This is a genomic window from Methylobacterium frigidaeris (genome assembly GCF_022179185.1).
In the GTDB taxonomy this organism is placed as follows: Bacteria; Pseudomonadota; Alphaproteobacteria; order Rhizobiales; family Beijerinckiaceae; genus Methylobacterium; species Methylobacterium frigidaeris.
Window position 1 is genome coordinate 32,534 of the sequence record NZ_BPQJ01000049.1, and the last position, 15,166, is coordinate 47,699.

General features: G+C 71.8%; 15 protein-coding genes. 2 read left to right on the forward strand and 13 right to left on the reverse strand.

The window, feature by feature from the left end; genetic code table 11:
* Positions 1-30: 30 nt before the first annotated feature.
* Positions 31-720: a TetR/AcrR family transcriptional regulator gene (locus MFF64_RS30480; RefSeq protein ID WP_238193207.1), complete on the forward strand. Its 690-nt coding sequence runs from the start codon at positions 31-33 to the stop codon at positions 718-720.
* A gap of 707 nt (positions 721-1,427) precedes the next feature.
* Here the strand turns inward: MFF64_RS30480 and MFF64_RS30485 are convergent.
* From MFF64_RS30485 to MFF64_RS30545, 13 genes are all read right to left on the reverse strand, one after another.
* Positions 1,428-1,751, reverse strand: a complete 324-nt coding sequence (locus tag MFF64_RS30485) for a hypothetical protein (RefSeq protein WP_238193208.1) — start codon at positions 1,749-1,751, stop codon at positions 1,428-1,430.
* Between the two features lie 98 nt (positions 1,752-1,849).
* Positions 1,850-3,715: a CHASE2 domain-containing protein gene (locus tag MFF64_RS30490; RefSeq protein ID WP_238193209.1), complete on the reverse strand. Its 1,866-nt coding sequence runs from the start codon at positions 3,713-3,715 to the stop codon at positions 1,850-1,852.
* Complete coding sequence (locus tag MFF64_RS30495; RefSeq protein WP_238193210.1) at positions 3,716-4,237, reverse strand: FecR domain-containing protein; 522 nt, start codon at positions 4,235-4,237, stop codon at positions 3,716-3,718.
* 80 nt (positions 4,238-4,317) lie between these two features.
* Positions 4,318-5,067 carry a Crp/Fnr family transcriptional regulator gene (locus MFF64_RS30500; protein WP_238193211.1) on the reverse strand — a complete coding sequence of 250 codons (750 nt, stop codon included), beginning with the start codon at positions 5,065-5,067 and terminating at the stop codon, positions 4,318-4,320.
* 103 nt (positions 5,068-5,170) lie between these two features.
* Entirely contained in the window at positions 5,171-6,958 is a 1,788-nt protein-coding gene (locus MFF64_RS30505; protein WP_238193212.1) for a redoxin family protein, read from the reverse strand.
* Positions 6,959-7,452: 494 nt separating this feature from the next.
* On the reverse strand, positions 7,453-8,385 hold the full coding sequence (locus MFF64_RS30510; protein ID WP_099901245.1) for a ribokinase: 933 nt from the start codon (positions 8,383-8,385) through the stop codon (positions 7,453-7,455).
* Positions 8,386-8,398: 13 nt separating this feature from the next.
* Complete coding sequence (gene rpiB / locus MFF64_RS30515; RefSeq protein ID WP_099901247.1) at positions 8,399-8,845, reverse strand: ribose 5-phosphate isomerase B; 447 nt, start codon at positions 8,843-8,845, stop codon at positions 8,399-8,401.
* A gap of 72 nt (positions 8,846-8,917) precedes the next feature.
* Positions 8,918-9,709, reverse strand: a complete 792-nt coding sequence (locus tag MFF64_RS30520; protein ID WP_238193213.1) for a transporter substrate-binding domain-containing protein — start codon at positions 9,707-9,709, stop codon at positions 8,918-8,920.
* A gap of 122 nt (positions 9,710-9,831) precedes the next feature.
* Complete coding sequence (locus MFF64_RS30525; protein WP_099901337.1) at positions 9,832-10,587, reverse strand: amino acid ABC transporter ATP-binding protein; 756 nt, start codon at positions 10,585-10,587, stop codon at positions 9,832-9,834.
* Between the two features lie 15 nt (positions 10,588-10,602).
* On the reverse strand, positions 10,603-11,271 hold the full coding sequence (locus tag MFF64_RS30530) for an amino acid ABC transporter permease (RefSeq protein ID WP_238193214.1): 669 nt from the start codon (positions 11,269-11,271) through the stop codon (positions 10,603-10,605).
* Positions 11,272-11,281: 10 nt separating this feature from the next.
* Positions 11,282-11,965, reverse strand: a complete 684-nt coding sequence (locus MFF64_RS30535; RefSeq protein ID WP_238193215.1) for an amino acid ABC transporter permease — start codon at positions 11,963-11,965, stop codon at positions 11,282-11,284.
* A gap of 18 nt (positions 11,966-11,983) precedes the next feature.
* Entirely contained in the window at positions 11,984-12,886 is a 903-nt protein-coding gene (locus MFF64_RS30540) for an NAD(P)-dependent oxidoreductase (protein ID WP_273557182.1), read from the reverse strand.
* A 4-nt stretch (positions 12,887-12,890) separates the two neighbouring features.
* Positions 12,891-13,634, reverse strand: coding sequence for a FadR/GntR family transcriptional regulator (locus tag MFF64_RS30545; protein ID WP_238193216.1), 744 nt, complete (start codon positions 13,632-13,634; stop codon positions 12,891-12,893).
* A 234-nt stretch (positions 13,635-13,868) separates the two neighbouring features.
* Here MFF64_RS30545 and MFF64_RS30550 point away from each other — a divergent pair, with 234 nt between their 5' ends.
* A complete protein-coding gene (locus MFF64_RS30550; protein WP_238193217.1) occupies positions 13,869-14,915 on the forward strand; it encodes a tyrosine-type recombinase/integrase in 1,047 nt (348 codons plus the stop codon).
* The last annotated feature ends 251 nt before the right edge of the window (positions 14,916-15,166 follow it).

The window sequence follows — 15,166 nt, forward strand, 5'->3', positions numbered from 1 at the left end:
GCCGTGAGCGTGGATGCAACGACGAAATTCGTGACCGGCCCCCGCCGCGCGCCCCCGGCTTCCGCGGGACCATCCGAGGCGGCGCGGCGACGGCTGACTCCCGCCCAGCGCGAGGAGGAGATCGTGCGCGAAGCGGTCGGCTTCTTCGCCGAGTTCGGATTCGAGGGCCAGACGCGGGAACTCGCCAGACGCCTGAACGTCACCCAGCCGCTGCTCTACCGCTACTTCCCGACCAAGGAGGCGCTCGTCGAGCGCGTCTACCAGGAGGTGTTCCTGCGCCGCTGGAACCCGTTCTGGGAGGAGACGATCCGCGACGCCTCCCGGCCCCTGCGCGAGCGACTGGCCGCCTTTTACACCGACTACGCGAGCGTGATCCTCACCTACGAGTGGATCCGCCTGTTCATGTTCGCCGGCCTGAAAGGCCTCGACTTCAACACCCGCTACCTCGACCTGCTCAAGGAGCGGGTCTTCACCCTGATCATCGCGCAGCTTCGGGACGAACTCGGCCGGCCCCCGATCGCGGACCTGCCCGTCACCCCGCTGGAGATCGAGGCGATCTGGAGCCTGCACGCCGGCATCTTCTATCTCGGCGTGCGCAAGTTCGTGTACAACATGCCGGTCGACGACGTGCCGGAGATCGTCACCATGAAGGTGCGGCTGTTCCTCGACGGTGCCCGCTCGGTGATCGGCGTCGAGGAGGCTGCGCCGCGCGGTCTCTGACGCCGACGCGCGGCGTCTCGACCTTCGAGGGTCAGCGTCAGCGGCGAGGGTGGATCCTATCCACTTCCTGAATTCGATCGAAGAACGTCCATCTCGTCCAGGATGGTCCTGCGGCAGTCGACGTGACGTTGACGTCGTCGGAGCCTCGGGGGCCTGCATGACACGTCATGGCGGCGGGCCAGAACCTTCGGGGATAGGCCCGGCCCGCCGGCCCCGCCGAACGGGGGAACGGCGAAGCACCGTCCCCTTATATGAATTGCGTACGATTTGATAGTGCATCGGATCTCAATGCCGATCGACGCATGAGGGACTGGGCTGAAACCGCCGATCGCGGCCTGCCGACCGAAGAGCAAGACGCCGTCCCGGGAGCTGCGCCGCGCCCTCTTCGGTGATCCCCCCAGTGACATCACGGCGGCGGCGCCTGGCGCGCCATTCCGGCGGAACTCTGAACCACACCGATTTTCTCGGAGGCGTCGTGTCCTTGGGGTTGCGCGGCGATGCGCGAGGCGAAGGCCGGCGTGACGGTCAGGTCGGGCCATGACGCGCCCAGGCGGCGGACACTGACGCAGGCCGGAGCGGTCCGCGTCCGACCGGCATGCGGGTGGGCGCGAGCCGGAGAGGGCAGGGAGGCCGGCCGCGCCTGCGGGCGGGACGCCGCGGCCGGGCCCTTCGCCGCCGGCTCCGCGAACCGGCGGCGTGGGTTGCGGTCAGCCGCAGATGCGGGCGTAGCCGCCGGTCGCGGGACTGAGCACCAAGCGGCACTCGCCGCCATAGACGCCCAGGACGCCCACGGGGTAGCCGAAGCCTCCGAAACGGTGACGGACATGGCGGTGGTAGAACCGACCGTGATGGCCGAAGCCGCCGCGATATCCGAACCCACCGCGATACCCGAACCCGCCGTGGTGGCCGAAGCCGCCGCGCCCGAACCCTCCGTGCCCGAAGCCGCGGGCCTCCGCGCTGTCGGTCCCGCCGGCCAGCGTCGCCAGGGCGATACCGGCCGCCATCATTACCTTCGTCGCGATCGTCGTCATGGTGCATCTCCCTGTTGGGGTGACGCCACCCTGGGCCCGATCCCGCCCGCGATCCGTGATCCAGGTCACACAGACCCGGGGCGAGGTCCGCAGGCGGCCTAAAGCGCCCTCGGGCGCCGCCCCAGCCACACGTCCAGGGTCCGGGCGCGGCCGCGGATCGCCGTCGCGCGGTGCGCGTCGAACAGGTCGCCCGGTGCCGCGATCCCGGCCGCCGCCAGGAGGTCGGCGCTGACGGCGAGGCGCGCGCCGGCCTCCGAGGCGACCGCGAGCAGGCGGCTCGCGACGTTGACCGTGTCGCCCGTTGCCGTGATGTGCTGGTTGGTGTCGCTGCCCAGCCGCGAGAGGATGACCGGCCCGTGATGGGCACCGATGCGCACGTCGAGCGCGCGTCCGGCGCCGGCCAGCTCGGGCTCGCGCGCGATCCAGTCCGCGGTGCGGGCGATCAGGTCCTCCGCCGCCGCGACTGCGTGGACGCCCGAGGCGGGATCGGGATCGAGCGCGCCGAACACGATCATCGCGCCATCGCCCATGAAGTTGACGACGAGTCCGCCGTGTCGGGCCGCCGTCTCGTCGACGAGATCGTGGAACGACTTGAGGACCGCACGGGTGCGGCCCGGGCCGAGACGCTCGCTCTGGCGGGTGAACCCTGTGAGGTCGATGAACAGCACCGGAATGTCGCGGGCGACCGGTTCGGCCAGGTACGCGGGGTCCCAGGCGAGGCGGTCCGCGAGCGCGGCGGGCTGGAGCCGGCGCAACGCCGCCTCCGAGCGCGCCAGCGCCGCGGCCCTGCGGCGGTCGAGGGCTTGCCGCGCCGCCACGCACGGCAAGGCCGGAAGCCCGGCCGCCGCGAGCGGCAGGGCAGCGCTCCACCACGTCCCCCAGGCGAAGGCGACGGCGCCCGCGGCCAGCCATCCCGCCAGGAGAAGGAGCACGAGGAGGAAAGCCGGGCCGGGCGGGGCGAGCGCGATCAGGAGCGCGGCGGCAGCGGCGAGGACGACGGCCGCGACGGCATCGAGCCGGCGCACGCCCGCGTCGCGCACGAGGCCGCCGCCGGTCGTCAGGTGGGCGATGCCGGTCGCCAGGAGCTCGACGCCCGGCATGACGGGGTCGAAGGCGGTGGCGAAGGTGTCGCCGCCGCCGAGCGCCGTGACGCCGACCACGACGACGCGGTCGGTCAGCGCGGAGGCCGGGACCGTCCCGTCGGCGAGGGCTGCGGCGCTGATCGTCGGGATCGTGCGCCGCGGCCCGTAGGGGCGCAAGGGGAGGTGCCGGCCGAGATCGAGCGGGATCGTGGTGGTCCCGATCCGCACCGCGTCCTCACCCACCACTGGATCGCGCCCGGCCGCGAGGGATGCCGCGCGCAGCGCGAAGGAGGCGGCGATGGCCTCGCCCGTCCGTACCACGAGCGGCAGGTGGCGCGGGACGCCGGCGGCATCTTCCGACACGTTGACGAGGCCCGACACCGTGGCCCGGCCGATCTCCGGCGTCGGTGCGTGCAGGGCGGCGGCGACCGGGATGCCGTCCTCGCTCGCGCCGCCGTCGAACACCGCCGCAGCGGCAAGGACCGTCGGCAGCCTGGCGAGGGACGCGGCGAGCGCCCGGTCGGCCTCCGGCTGCCGGCCGGCCTCCAGGAAGAGGACGTCCACCGCGAGGGCCCGCGGCCGGGCCGCCGCGATCGTCCCGATCAGCCGCGCCATCGCCGCGCGGGAGACCGGGAACCCGCCCTCGCGCCGGACGGTCTCGTCGTCGATGGCGACGATCGCGATGCCGGCGGGGGGCCGGCGTGGTCCGGCCAGGCGCAGGCGCAGGTCGGTGAGGGCCGATTCGACGCGGTCGAGGGGCGTCGCGCGCCCCGTGACGTGCAGGTGGGCGAGCCAGCCGCTCCAACCGAGCGCGGCGGCGAGCGCGACGAGCGCGAAGAGCCGTTCGGTCCGGCGGCGCGGTCCCGGCCCGGCGGTCGCCATCTAGCGCCCGAAGCGCTCGAGCAGGGCCCTCACGCGCGCCTGGGGCCAGCGCCGCACCTCGAGGGCACCCTGATCCGCGTCGACGTCGACGCCCTCGCCCGGTCCGAGCGTGACCGACGTCTCCGGTGCGCGCCGCCGCGCGACGGCGACGCGCCCCTGTTCCACGAAGACCGACGTCCGCTCGCCGGTCACGTCGACGGCATAGACGGTGCCGCGGACCGAGGCGATCGCGTGGGGCGTGAGGATCTGGAAGCCGTCCCGGCGGACGCGCCGGCCCGGCGGCAGCGTGACAAGGACGGCGCGTCCGCCGAGCTCGGCGCCCTCGAGATGCCCGTCGCCGTTCCGGTCGATCGGCCGGAGCCCGCTCCCCTGCTCGGTCTCGAGCACGAGCCCGTCGGCGCAGCGGAGCACGCGCAGGGGCGGATCGAACCGCGTCTCCTCGGCGCAGCGCGCCTGGGCCGAGGAGACGCTCGCGGCGAGGATGGCGGCGAGGGCACCCGCTGCGCGCAGACGATGTCTCATGTCGAGCCTCATGGGATCGTTGCCCTTGGAATCGTTGCCCTTGGAGCCGTTGCCCTTGGGACTTCCGTCCTTTCGCGGGGTCAGACCTGCGAAAGCCGGCCGAGCGCTGCCAGCCGACGGGCATTCTTCACGGTCACGCGCGAGCGGCCGAGGTCGATGATGCCGGCGCGTCGCCAGTCCTGGAGGACGCGGTTGACGCTCTCCCGCGCCGCGCCGACGAAAGCGGCGAGTTCGGTCTGGGTCACCTGGATCTCTGCCCCGTAATCCTCCGACAGCATGATCAGGCGCCGCGCCAGCCGGGTGTCGAGCGGGAGCAGCGTCGCCTCCTCCATGCGCTCGCTCATCCAGCGCAGCCGCTGGCACAGGAACCCGATGATCCGGATCGCCGTCGCCGCGTCGCGGGCGAGGAGCCCGAGAAAGTCCCGCCGCTCGATGACGAACAGCTCCGTCGCCTCGAGCGCCACGGCCTCCGCCGTGCGCGGGTGCCCGTCGAGGAGGGCGATCTCGCCGAAGACGTCGCCCGGCCCGAGGAGGTTAAGCGTCACCGCCCGCCCGTCGTCGGTGCCGGTGCCGATGCGGATCTGGCCGCGGCGCACGGCGTAGAGGGCGTCGCCCGGATCGCCCTTCTGGAACAGCGTCTCGTGCCGGGCGAGGCTGCGCGTCCGGCAAAGGCCCGCGATGGCCGCGATCGCGTCCTCGCCCAGCTCGGCGAAGAAGGCGTTGGCGGCCAGGAGCCGGACCAGCCCGTGGGCGCCCCCGTACCCGGGCCCGCCATGCGCGGGCCCCCCATGCGCGGGCCCATGTGCGCCCATGACATCATGTGCACCCATGACATCGCCTCCCGGACCTCCACGCCCAGGCTTATGCGCGCGTGCCAAGCGCTAACGCAAGGTGCTCACGCAAGCGGGGCGTCCGTCGCCCGCCCGGATGCCTTCAGCCGAAGGTGAAGGCGTAGACCCGGGCGCCGGGTCCCCGGACGCGGATCGCGAACAGGCGTTCGCGGGCGGGGTCGGACTGGCGGACGAGCTGGTAGAGGCGCGTCTCCGTGATCACTCCGCCGCCGTCCGGACCGGCATCCGCTCCATGATCCACCCCCGGCGGCGCACCGTCGAGGGTGATCTCGAACGGCACGGGCCGCCCGTCCGGTCCAGGCCCGACGACGAGGTGGAGGTCGCGCGCCCGGAAGCGGACCGTCACGCCGCCGTCCGGCGCGACGAGGCTGACATGGTCGGGCTCGACCGCCCAGGCGCCGGTGAGCGACCACTCGTTCGACCGGGGCCGGCCGGGGGAGTAGCTGCGCGGGCCGGGCGCCAGCCCTTCCGGCGAGGCGAAGTTCGCCGCCTTGTCGGAGCCGAGATAGGTCTCGCCGGATTGCAGATGCGCGAGATCGGGAGCGGCCTCGACCCCGGCGGCGCACGTCCGCGTCGTGCCGTCGGCGGCGGCACGCCGCCCCGCGGCCTCGGCCAGGAGGTCCTGGATCGCCGCCTCGGAGCGGTCGTAGCCCCCTTCGCCGAACTGGTGATGCCGGATGCGGCCCTCCGCATCGACGACGTACAGGGCAGGCCAAGCGGTGTTGCGCAACCCGCGCCAGAGCCGGAACGCGTTGTCGACCGCCACCGGATACGGGAGGGCGAAGCGCCGGATCGCCGCGGACACGGTCCCGACGTCGTGCTCGAAGGCGAATTCGGGCGCGTGGATGCCGATCACCGCCAGCCCCTGCGCTCGGTACCGTTCGGCCCAGGCCCGCAGGAAGGGGAGGGTGCGGATGCAGTTGATGCAGGACGACGTCCAGACATGGATCAGTACCACCCGGCCCCGCAACTCCCCGACCGTCTGCGGTTCGCCGTTGAGCCAGTGCGTGGCGCCCGCGAGGCTCGGCAGGTGGCCCTCGACCGGCAGGCCGCTGCGGTAGGGGGCGGCGGCCGGCCCGGCCGTGGCGGGATCCGTCCTGGCGGGATCCGTCCTGGCGGGATCGGCCCTGGCGGGATCGATCCGCAGCGCCGTCAGGAGCGCGTCCTCCGCCGCGACCGTGCCCACCGCGGGGTAGCGCGCGAGCAGGTCCGCATCGACCCCGAGGGCGGTCGCGGCGAGCACCGCGATCATGGCGGCTCCGACGACCCGGCGCAGCCGCTCCCCGAGCCCGCGATGCGGGCGGATCAGGGCAACGACCGAGCCGCCGAGCCGGGCGGCGCCGGCCAGTGCCGTCGTGGCGCCCATGGCATAGGCTGTCAGCAGCGCCGTCGTCTGCCAGCCCGCCCCGTTCAGGGCCGCGGCGGTGAGGACGAGGCCGAGGACCGGTCCGGCGCACGGCGTCCACAGGAGGCCCGTGGCGGCGCCGAGGCAGAACGACCCCGGAACCCCGCGCGGCAGGACGGCTCCGGCCGGCCCGGCCGCGCGCCGCGACAGAACTTCGCCGAGGCGCACGAGCGGCCGGTGCAGCCACGCCGAGGCGCGTGGCGACACGAGCGAGACCGCGAAGACGGCGAGCAGGCCGAACGCCAGGATACGGCCGGCCGCGCCGAGCCGCACTACGACCTCGCCCCCGACCGCGGCGAGCCCGGCGGCCGCGACGAAGGCCGCGCCGAGGCCGGCCAGGAGCGGCAGCGTACCGGTCAGGAAGGGCCGGTCGGCCCGCGCGAGGACGAAGGGCAGCACCGGAACGATGCACGGGCTGAGGATGGTCAGCACGCCCGCAAGATAGGCGGCGAGGGCGAGGGTCACGGGCGAGGCTCCTTGTTCCGGGCTCCCCCTTTCACCAGTCCCGCATGTCCCGCCTGTGTGCGGCACCCCGCATCCTTGTATCGGTCTGTAGCGATCCCGCGGGCTGACCCCCGGGCGGCTCTCCGAGCGCGAGACTGCGCGACAGGGAACGCGGCGCGCCGGACGGCTCCGCCGACCGAGGCGTGAAGTGAGGCCAGGGGCCGTCGAGCACATCGACCACGTGACGTGTCCTCCCTCGGCGCGGGTCCAGCCTGGCTGCGCGTCGTCCGGCTACGCTCACGCGACTTGCCCCTGCGCATCCGGATCATCGTCGACGCGCGGCATTGATGTGCGCGAGCGTCACCCTCGGCCGTCCCGGCGGTGTGGGACGCGTCGGTCTCGTTGGTCCACCAGCGTCCGGCCGTCCTCGACAGCCATCAGTCCATTCCCTGATCCCGCCCAGGATCCCTGCAAGCTTCACCCGTCTGGAAAGCCACGATCTCCCCGGCCGGTGGTCAAGTCAGCCCGGAGGCCTCGACGGTGTCGGACATCAGCATGTCCGCCGTCGGCATGCCCGTCTGCGCCCCCGGCGTGAGGCAGGCGAGGGAGGCTCCCCGGCAGGCCCGGGCCAGTGCCGAGGTCCAGGGGCGCCCCTCGTCGAGGGCGGCGGCGAGAATGCCCACGAAGGTATCGCCTGCCCCGGTGGTGTCGACGGGCTGGATCGCCTTGGCCGCGGCGACCGTTCTGGCGCCGCCCGGATGGACCGCGACGGCTCCGCGGGCACCGGCCGTGAGGACGCAGACCACGCCGCCCGCCTCGGCCAGGAGTCCGGCCGCAGCCTCGCTGCTCGCCTCCGCCTGCCCGAGGCATGCGGCCGCGGCGCGGGCCTCGTGCTCGTTGACGACGAGGACGTCCGTCACCGCCAGCATCGCGCGCAGGTCGTCGGGGGCGAGCGACGCCGGCACCGGTGCGAGATTCCAGATCACGCGCCCGCCCGACAACCGCGCCCGTTGCGCGACCTCGCGGGACGCGGCGAGCGGCACCTCCATCTGGAGGATCAGCGTCGCCGAAGCGGGGATCTCCGGGAGGGCCGCCGCGCTCAGCGCCCCGTTGGCGCCGCTCGCCACGGTGATGGCGTTCTCGCCCTGCGCGTCCACGGTGATGAAGGCGCAGCCCGTCGGCTCCGGCCCGGCCGCCACCCCGGCGACGTCGACGCCGTTCTGCGCGAGATTGTCCCGGGAGAGGCGGCCGAAGGCGTCGTCGCCGACGCGGCCGACCAACGCCACGGATCCCGGTGCCGAGACGCGGGCGGCGGCGACGGCCTGGTTCGCGCCCTTGCCGCCGAACAGCGTGGCGTAGCCCGGCGCCAGGACCGTCTCGCCGGGACGCGGGATCGCCGCGACCTCGGCGACGAGGTCGACGTTGATCGAGCCGAAGACGAGGATCATCGACCCTCCCTCCTCAGCCTTCCGCGTCCATGGCGTGCAACTTCTCGACCCGGCGGCGGAAATCCGCGTCGGTGGAGAATTCAGCCTGGAGGTAGGATGCGATCAGGTCCTTCGCGAGCCAGGGCCCGACGATCTGGGCGCCGATGCACATGACGTTGACGTCGTCGTGCTCGACGCATTGGTGCGCCGAATGGATGTCGTGGCACACGGCGGCGCGGATGCCCTTCATCTTGTTCGCCGCGATCGAGGCTCCGACGCCGGTGCCGCAGACCATCAGGCCGCGATCCGCCTCGCCCGAGGTCACCTTCCGGGCGACCTCGCGGGCGATGTCGGGGAAGTCGACGGGCTTCTCGTCGAACGAGCCGACGTCGATGACCTCGTGCCCGAGGGCGCGCACGTGGTCGACCACGGCTCCCTTGAGCATCCAGCCGGCATGGTCCGATCCGATCACGAGCCGCATGTCACGTCACTCCTTTGATGGTGGGCCGCGGCGCAGCAGCCGCGGCCCGGTTGGCGGTTACAGCCCGCGGCGTCACGAGCCGCGCATCTCGGGCGGCAGCTCGGAACCGTGGTACTTCTTGTAGATCGCGTTGAGCTTGCCGTTCCGGAGATTGTCGGAAATCCAGGCGTTGAGCCTCTCGACGAACCGGGGCTCGCCCTTGCGCACGCCCATCGCGAGGTCGAAGGTCGTGATCGGCACCTTCGGCTCGAAGGCCCGGGCGGGGTTCTTCGCGCCGATCTGGCTCACGATCGTGGCCGAGGTCGCGACGCAGTCGGCCTGTCCCGACACCGCCGCGGTGACCATCGTCGCGTCGTCGTCGTAGCGCGCGATTCTGAGGTCGCGGTCGCGCATGTTCGTGAGCGTGGTGTCCTGCGTCGTGCCGCGCGACACCGCGATCGTCTTGCCCTTCAGGTCGGGCCAGTCCTTCGCCTGCATCGACGTCAGGCAGCCGACGACCGACTGTAGCGCCGCGTAGGGCTTGGTGAAGTCGATCACCTTCGCGCGCTCCGGCGTGACGGAAAGCGTCGAGACGATGAGGTCGGCCTTGTTCGTCTGGACGTTCGGGATGCGGGTCGCCCCGGTCGTCTGGACGAAGTCGAGCTCGAGGCCGAGATCCTTGGCGAGGAGCTGGGCCGTCTCGACGTCCGAGCCGATGGGCTTCAGGTTCCCGTCGATCATGCCCGAGGGCGGGATCGCGAGATCGGTGGCGACTCGGATCTTCTTCGCCTTCATGACGTCGTCGAGGAGGTCGGCGCGTGCGGTGCCGTGTGCACCGGCCAGCGCGGCGGCCGCGACGAGCGCGGCGAGAAGCGGGCGTCCCATGATCGTCTCCCTGTTGCGTTGTAGTTCTTGATTCCGAGCAGCGCTGCATGGCGCAGCCCTGCCTGGATTCTCGCTTGGCATCATTTTCGTCGCCGAGCCGGTGACCGTTCGGCAAATGATGCTCAGAGTCCGGAGCCCACGAACTGCCTGAGCTCCGGCGTGGTCGGGGCTTCGAGCATCGCGGCCGGGCCCCGCTCGTGGACCCGGCCGCGATGCATGAACACCACCTCGTCGGCGATGCCGCGGGCGAAGCCCATCTCGTGCGTGACCATGACCATCGTCATGCCCGACGCGGCGAGCACCTCGATGACCTTCAAGACCTCGCCGGTCAGCTCCGGGTCGAGGGCAGAGGTCACCTCGTCGAACAGCATCACCTTCGGCCGCATGGCGAGGGAGCGGGCGATCGCGGCCCGCTGCTGCTGCCCGCCGGACAACTGCTCGGGATAGGCCTGGAGCTTGTCGCCGAGCCCGACCTGCGCCAGCACCTCGGCGGCGAGCGCGCGGGCTTCCGCCCGCGGCATTCCCTTCACCGCGGTCGGCGCGAGGGTGATGTTCTGCTCGATGGTGAGGTGCGGAAACAGGTTGTAGCTCTGGAAGACGATGCCGACGTCCTGGCGCAGGCGCCGCAGGTCGAGCCCGGGCGCATCGACGCGGTGGCCGCAGACGCGGATCTCGCCCCGGTCGATCGTCTCGAAGCGGTCGATGCAGCGCAACGCCGTCGACTTGCCCGACCCCGAGCGGCCGATGATCGCCGTCACAGTCCCGCGCGGCACCTCGAAGGAGACGCCTTCGAGCACCTTGAGCGGGCCGAAGCTCTTGTGGACGTCGCGCAGCGTGACGACGGGATCGGGGGGCGTGCCGGTCGCTTGGTTGAGCATGGCGCAGCGTCTCCGTCAGGCCGGCATGAGGGTGGTGCGCCCGCGCGCGCCCCGCCGCTCGAGGCGCTGGCTCAGGCGCGACAGCGGGAAGCACAGGGCGAAGTACACGACCGCGACGATCGCGTAGATCAGGAAGGGCTCGAACAGCGAGTTGTTGATGATCTGCCCGGCGCGCGCCAGCTCGACGAAGCCGACGACGGAGGCGAGCGAGGTGTTCTTCACGATCTGCACCATGAAGCCGACCGTCGGCGGCGTCGCGATCCGGACCGCCTGGGGCAGGATGACCTTCGCCATGCGCTGGGTGCGCGAGAGGGCAAGGCCCTCGGCCGCCTCCCATTGCGGCCGCGGCACGGACTGGATCGCCCCACGCCAGATCTCGCCCAGATAGGCGCCGACATAGATCGTGAGCGAGGCCCCGGCCGCCGCCAGCGGCGAGACGCTGAAGCCTAGCGGCGGCAGGCCGAAGAAGGTCAGGAACATGATGACGAGGAGCGGCGTGCCCTGGATGAGCTGGACGTAGGCGCTGCTCGCGACACGTACTGCGCGGACACCCGAGACGCGGCACAGCGCGACGAGGAAGCCGACGGCGCCGCCACCGATAAGGGCGATGAGCGAGAGCCCCACCGTCCAGAGCGCGCCCTGGCCGAGGAAGAGCAGGTGGTTGGCGTTGAGCGAGCCGTTCATCGCGAGCGCCTCACAAGGGTGTGCCGAGGCGCCGCCGGCGCGGGAACAGGACGAGGCCCAAGGTCCAGAAGCCGGCCCGCATCAGGAAGGAGAGGGCGACATAGACCAGCGCGACCACGATGTAGGTCTCGAAGGCCCGGTAGGTGTCGGACTGGATGTAGTTGGCGACCGCGGTCAGCTCCTCGGCGGAGATCTGCGAGGTGACGGACGAGGCGAGCATCAGGAGCACGAACTGGCTCGTGAGCGCCGGATAGACCCGTTCGATCGCCGGCAGCAGGACGACGTGGCGGTAGATCTGCGCCCGGGACAGGGCGAGACCCTCGGCCGCTTCGATCTGGCCGCGGGGAATGGCGTCGAGGCCTGCGCGCACGATCTCGGTGGTGTAGGCGCCGACGTTGATGGTGAGGGCGAGCGCCGCCACCGTCACGGCCGAGAACTTGAAGCCGAGGCTGGCGAGTCCGAAATAGACGAGGAAGATTTGGACGAGGAGCGGCGTGTTGCGGATCGCCTCGACGTAGACCTCGCAGAGCCGCCGGAGGGCGGCATGGCGGCTGCGCCGCCCGATCGCCGCGACGCCCCCCAGCGCACCGCCCACGACCGTCGCGATGCCGGCGAGCTCGAGAGTGAGCAGCGCGCCATCGAGGAAGCTGGGCCAGCGCTCCAGGACGGCACTGAAATCGAGGGTGAGGGCCACGGCCGGCGGCTCCGTCTCTCAGCCCGCGATCCGGCCGGTCATGCGGTCGTAGACGCGAAACAGGGCCTGGTTCCCGTTCGCCCCCTCGCCGTGCGCGCGGGCCTCGATGTACTGGCTCGTGACGAGGGCGGTCCCCGGCAGAGGCACGTCGAGCGCGCCGGCCTGTTCGAGGACGAGGCGCAGGTCCTTCAGCATCAGATCGATGCGAAAGCCGGCCGAGGCGTCGCCCTCGATCATCTGCGGCCCGAGGCGGTCGAGCATCCAGGAGGCGGCGGAGCCGCCGAGCAGCACGTGCCGCAACTGCTCGAGGTCGACGCCGGAGGCGCGGGCCAGCGCCAGCGCCTCGCAGATCGCCTGGATGTTGATGCCGCAGACGAGCTGGTTGCACAGCTTGACCGCCTGTCCCGCCCCGGGGGCGCCGACATGGGTGATCGTGGTCCCCATCGCGCGAAAGACCGGGCGGGCCTTGGCGAAGGCCTCGGCGGAGCCGCCGACCATGATCGAGAGCGCGGCGTTCTTCGCCCCGACGGGACCGCCCGAGACCGGGGCGTCGAGGAAGGCGATGCCCGCCTTCGCGAGATCCGCCGCCATGCGCCGGACGGCGACCGGGGAGATCGTGCTCATGTCGACGACGACGCGGCCGGCCGGGGGGCTTTCGAGGAGGCCGTGCTCGCCGTAGACCACCGCCTCGACATGCGGCGTGTCGGGCAGCATCGTGATGGCGATCTCCGCGCCCCGCGCCGCATCGGCCGGGCTCGTCGCCGCGACGGCGCCTTCCGCGGAAAGCTCCGCCACGGCCTCCGCACGCACGTCGTAAGCCCGCACGGGGTGGCCGGCCCTGAGGAGGTTGCGCGCCATCTCGCGCCCCATCGTGCCGAGGCCGATGAAGCCGATGCAGGCTGCGTGCTGGGTATCCGTCACGTCGTCATCTCCCTGTCGCGCGGGCGGGCGTGGAGACGGCCAGAGCCGCCTGCCGGCGAAAGTCGTCGCCGATCGCGAAGTGCTCGCGCAGAACCGCGTCGGCCCGGGCCGGATCGCGGGCCGCGATGGCGTCGAAGATCCGGCGGTGGTCCTCGATGAGGTAGGCCCTCATCGGCGCGACGACCTGCACGAGTTCGCGGCGCGCGATGTGCGAACGCATCAGGACATGCGCCATGGCGTCGTGCAGGACGCCGAGCGTGCGCGAGCCTCCCGCGGTGACGATCGCCCGGTGGAAGGCGTAATCCGCCGCGCCGCCCGCCTCGTGGTCGTCGATCGTCTCGACGATGCGCTGGAGGGCGCGCTGCAAGCGCTCGAGGTCGGCGACCGAGGCATTCGCGCAGGCGAGCCGGATCGATTGGCATTCGACGGCGATGCGCGCCTGCATCACGTCATCCCCGAGCCCGTCCTGCTGGGCGAGGGCGAATGCGAAGAAGTCGTTGAGAACGGTGACGTCGGGCGTGCGGACCACGGTCCCGGACCGCTCGCGGATCTCCACGATGCCGAGGGCGTTCAGCGCGCGCAGGGCTTCGCGGACGATGGGGCGGCTGACGCCTAGCAGCGCGGCGAGCTCGCGCTCGGGAAGCAGGCGGTCGCCCGGGCGCAGAGATCCGGCCAGCAACCGCTCGCGCAGGAACGCGAAGACCAGCTCGAAGCCGGTTTGACCCTCGTTGGGGCGAGCGATGTCCATCCCGTTCACGTTTTTCATACCTTGGTCATACCAGATACGGACCAGGACGCGACGCGTCAAGCCGCGGGACACCGGACCGCCATGGACGGACCGGCTCGTCTGCCCGCGCTCAGGAGACTAGCCATACGCCGTGTCCTGCCGCTCCGGGACGACGAGTCGGTCGTCGTGTCGTCCGACGACGCGCGCGACACGGCCCCGCGGGGATTGTGCGGAGGGGATGGACGGGCCGTTCCGATGGGGCACACGGTGGGACCGGCACCGACCGGAGTCGCGCCACCGGCACTTCGTTCGCATAACTGGTGTTTCTCAGAGAATGGTCTGTTAACCGGACCCCGGCATGCTTCGGAGATGACCAACGCCGAGATCATCGAACTCTGGCTCGAGGCCCTGGCCGCCGAGCGCGGCACCGCCGCATCGTCGCTGAAGACCTACCGGCGCGACATTGCGTGCTACCTCGGGTGGCTGGGCGAGCGACGGCTCGCCGACGTGACGCGACAGGACATGGTGGCCTATCTCGCCCACCTCGACCAGCGCGACCTCTCGCATTCCACGATCAGCCGGCGCCGCTCGGTCGCCAACGGCATTCACCGCTTCATGGTCGCGGAAGGCCTCGGGACCGGCAATCCGGCCGCCGAGCTCCAGCCGATGAAGCGCCCCGAGCGCCTGCCGTTCACGCCGGGCATCGAGGCCGTCGACCGCCTGATCGAGACCGCCCACGGCCTGGCGCGGGATGGGTCGGTCGGGCTTTACCGACAGGCCGGTTACGCGCGGCGGGCAGCTCTGCTCGAAACGCTCTACGCGAGCGGGATGCGGGTGTCCGAGGCGGTGACGCGGCCAGCCGATGCGGTGCGCCCCGGAACCCGGATGATTCATGTCCGGGGCAAGGGCGGCAAGGACCGGCTGGTGCCGTTGCACGACCGGGCGGTCGAGGCCATCGGGCTGTGGCGGGAACTGGCGGGCCGGTACGGATCGCGGTCAGACGTCTGGCTGTTCCACAGGGTCTCGAACGGCGAGCAGCATCTGACGATCGATGCCGCACTGAAGGAAATCAAGGAGACAGCAGCGGCGGCCGGGATTCCGAATGCCTCGCGCTGGTCGCCGCACAAGCTGCGACACGCCTTCGCGACTCACCTCCTGCAGAACGGCGCGGATCTGCGGGTGATCGGCGAGCTTCTGGGCCACGCCGATCTCGGCACCACGGAGGTTTACACCAAGGTGAACATCTCCCGGGCACAGAAGATGGTCAGGGATCTGCACCCGCTGTCGGATACCTCATCGTAGCGCCGTGCGCCACGGTCACGCCGCTGACAATCCCCCGCCCCCAAACCTGCTGATCGCCGCGGACCGGGTCGGCGCTTCCCTTCGATCGGTACAGTGGTTGACAGGCGAGCCGGCTACCCTTAAACGACCGCTCACCGACGGGGCGCCGCGACGAACGGCTTGCCTCCGGGACTTCCTCAGAGACGAGCGAGCAAGGGCCAGGGCAACCGGGCGCTGCTTTCTGTTCTCTAAGGGTATGAGATCTGGCCCCG